The sequence below is a fragment of the Geobacillus sp. ZGt-1 genome (genome assembly GCF_001026865.1).
GTDB classification, from domain to species: Bacteria; Bacillota; Bacilli; order Bacillales; family Anoxybacillaceae; genus Geobacillus; species Geobacillus thermoleovorans.
Genome location: NZ_LDPD01000023.1, coordinates 231,447 through 234,332, shown reverse-complemented (window position 1 = coordinate 234,332; position 2,886 = coordinate 231,447). Strand labels below are relative to the sequence as shown.

Annotated in this window: 3 protein-coding genes and 2 pseudogenes; all 5 read left to right on the top strand. The window is 53.3% G+C overall.

The window, feature by feature from the left end; all coding sequences use genetic code 11:
• A partial coding sequence (locus VU18_RS09885; protein WP_236687352.1) for an acyl-CoA carboxylase subunit beta occupies window positions 1-1,021 on the top strand: 1,021 nt, incomplete at its 5' end.
• 63 nt (window positions 1,022-1,084) lie between these two features.
• On the top strand, window positions 1,085-1,360 hold the full coding sequence (locus VU18_RS09880; protein WP_236687351.1) for a hypothetical protein: 276 nt from the start codon (window positions 1,085-1,087) through the stop codon (window positions 1,358-1,360).
• Between the two features lie 224 nt (window positions 1,361-1,584).
• A pseudogene (locus VU18_RS20000) lies at window positions 1,585-2,284 on the top strand (M20/M25/M40 family metallo-hydrolase); the annotation flags it as partial.
• A gap of 1 nt (window position 2,285) precedes the next feature.
• Window positions 2,286-2,709: M20/M25/M40 family metallo-hydrolase (locus tag VU18_RS19995; protein ID WP_236687350.1), on the top strand; the 424-nt coding region annotated here is incomplete at its 5' end.
• 116 nt (window positions 2,710-2,825) lie between these two features.
• Window positions 2,826-2,886, top strand: a pseudogene (locus VU18_RS21250) (chemotaxis protein CheW); the annotation flags it as partial.

The following is a 2,886-nucleotide window of genomic DNA, read 5'->3' as shown; positions in this document are numbered from 1 at the left end:
GCCGGCCATCACGGATTTTGTGTTCATGGTCGAAAAAACGAGCCAAATGTTCATCACCGGTCCGAAAGTGATTGAAGCGGTGACCGGGGAGAAAATCAGCGCCGAAGATTTAGGCGGCGCCCGCGTGCACAACACGATCAGCGGCAACGCTCATTTTGCGGCGGCGAATGAAGAGGAAGCGCTCGCCGAGGTGCGGCGGCTGCTTGGCTATTTGCCGTCAAACAATAACGAAAAGCCGCCGTTTGGCCCGATTCCGGACGGGGACGACTACCGCCCCGATTTGGCCGATGTCGTGCCGATTGACGCCGTCCGCCCGTACGATGTGCGCCACGTCATCGCCCACGTCGTCGATGACGGATCGTTTCTGGAAGTGCAAAAAGATTTCGCCAAAAACATCGTGATCGGCTTTGCCCGCATCAAAGGCGAAGTGGTGGGGCTTGTGTGCAACCAGCCGAAGTTTATGGCCGGCGGGCTTGACATTGATTCGTCCGACAAGGCGGCGCGTTTTATCCGTTTTTGCGATTCGTTCAACATCCCGATCATTACGTTTGAGGACGTCACCGGCTTTTTCCCGGGCGTCAAGCAGGAGCACGGCGGCATCATCCGCCATGGGGCGAAAATTTTGTACGCCTACTCGGAAGCAACGGTGCCGAAAATTACGGTCATTTTGCGGAAAGCGTACGGCGGCGCGTACGTCGCCTTAAACAGCAAATCGATCGGCGCCGATGTCGTCTATGCGTGGCCGAACGCCGAAGTGGCCGTCATGGGGCCCCAAGGGGCGGCGAATATCATTTTCGCGAGCGAAATTGAAAAAAGCCCGAACCCGGAAGAGACGCGGGCGCAAAAAATTGCCGAGTACCGCGAGAAATTCGCCAATCCGTACGTCGCCGCGAAATACGGCATGATCGATGACGTCATCGACCCGCGCGACACGAGAATCAAGCTCATTCAGGCGCTCGAGATGCTTCGAAACAAGCACGAGGAGCGGCCGAAGAAAAAGCATGGCAATATTCCGCTGTAAACGATGGAAGGCGTCCGGTCAATCTCGGGCGTCTTTTATGTTTTGGGTTTGATATGGTATAATATGGTTAAAAAAGGGGAGAGGAAAATGAATTTTTTCAACGACCCAAACAGCAGAGTGAAGTTGATTCCATTGATTATTGCCGTCATTGGATTGTGGCTCCTTTTAAATAGCCCTAAATTAGGAAGTGATTCTGTTTCATCATGGGTTCGATCCGTAGGCGGCTCGGCCGGTTCGCAAGAATACTTGCAAATGTTAAAAGGGTATATCAATGCCTATCAAATGGTAGGGGGCATTTTCTTATTGACAGGGTTATTTTCTCTTTTTAAAAGAAAATGACAATAGAAGATGACAAAGAAAGATTAGCATGAGACATCCGCAACCTTTCCTGAACGAAGGTGCTTTGCTGCGCTTTTCATGATTTCAGCATTTGTCTGAAGTCATGAAAAAACTGAATTCCACTCATCATTCGTTTACTCAAGCTGTTTCGGCGTCTAGTTTGGTGTTTGGCGGAAACTTCCGGTATACTGGAAGAGGAATCTATACATAGGAGGACGAAACAGATGGTAAACGAGCAGCGTCTTGTCGACGAATTTTTGGAACTCGTGCAAATCGATTCAGAAACGAAGCATGAAGGGGAAATCGCCAACGTGCTCAAACAAAAGTTTGAAGCGCTCGGCCTTGAGGTGATCGAAGACGATGCCGCCGCGAAAACCGGGCACGGCGCCGGCAATTTGATTTGCACGCTCGCGGCGACGAAAGACGGGGTGGATCCGATTTATTTCACATCGCATATGGATACGGTCGTGCCGGGCAAAGGCGTGAAGCCATCGATTCAGGACGGCTATGTCGTCACCGACGGGACGACGATTTTAGGCGCGGATGATAAAGCGGGCTTGGCGGCGATGTTGGAAGCGATTCGGGTGTTGAAAGAGCAAAACATCCCGCACGGCGTGATCCAGTTTATCATCACCGTCGGAGAAGAGTCGGGGCTTGTCGGGGCGAAGGCGCTCGATCCGTCGCTCATCCAAGCGAAATACGGCTATGCCTTGGACAGCGACGGCAAAGTCGGCAACATCGTCGTCGCCGCCCCGACGCAGGCGAAGCTGAAAGTGGTTGTGCATGGCAAAACCGCTCATGCCGGTGTGGCTCCGGAGCGAGGAGTGTCAGCCATTACGATTGCGGCGAAAGCGATCGCGAAAATGCCGCTCGGCCGCATCGACGAGGAAACAACGGCCAACATCGGCCGCTTTGAAGGCGGCANGCAAACGAACATCGTCTGCGACCGCGTCGATATTTTAGCGGAAGCCCGCTCGCTTGTCCCAGAAAAAATGGAAGCGCAAGTGGCGAAAATGAAAGAGGCGTTTGAAACGGTCGCCGTGGAAATGGGCGGCCGCGCCGATGTCGAAGTGGAAGTGATGTACCCTGGCTTTAAGTTCAGCGACGGCGACCATGTCGTGGAAATCGCCAAACGGGCGGCGGCGAAAATCGGCCGGCCGTGCAAGCTCGAGCGAAGCGGCGGCGGCAGCGATGCCAATATCATCGCCGGCTTCGGCATTCCGACGGTCAACCTCGCTGTCGGCTATGAAGAGATCCATACGACGAACGAGCGGATGCCGATTGAAGAGTTGGTCAAACTGACGGAAATGGTCATCGCCATTGTCGAAGAAGTCGCCAATGCCGAGTGAGCATCCCGAGGCTGGATGCTCTTTTTCTCGAGCGGAGAACATTCGCGCTGAAAATAGGATGAAAGCTGCCGATAAAAAAAGCAAAGGCAAGATGTTGAAGAAGAGAGGGCTGGGGAATGGACAAATATGTCATCTTTCGCGTTGAGCGGGAACAGTACGCCGTTTCGATCGCGTATG

Bases quoted from the DNA above. Each gene is read 5' to 3' on its own strand.
- VU18_RS09880 (WP_236687351.1), top strand. From the start codon at position 1,085: ATGGTTAAAAAAGGGGAGAGGAAAATGAATTTTTTCAACGACCCAAAC.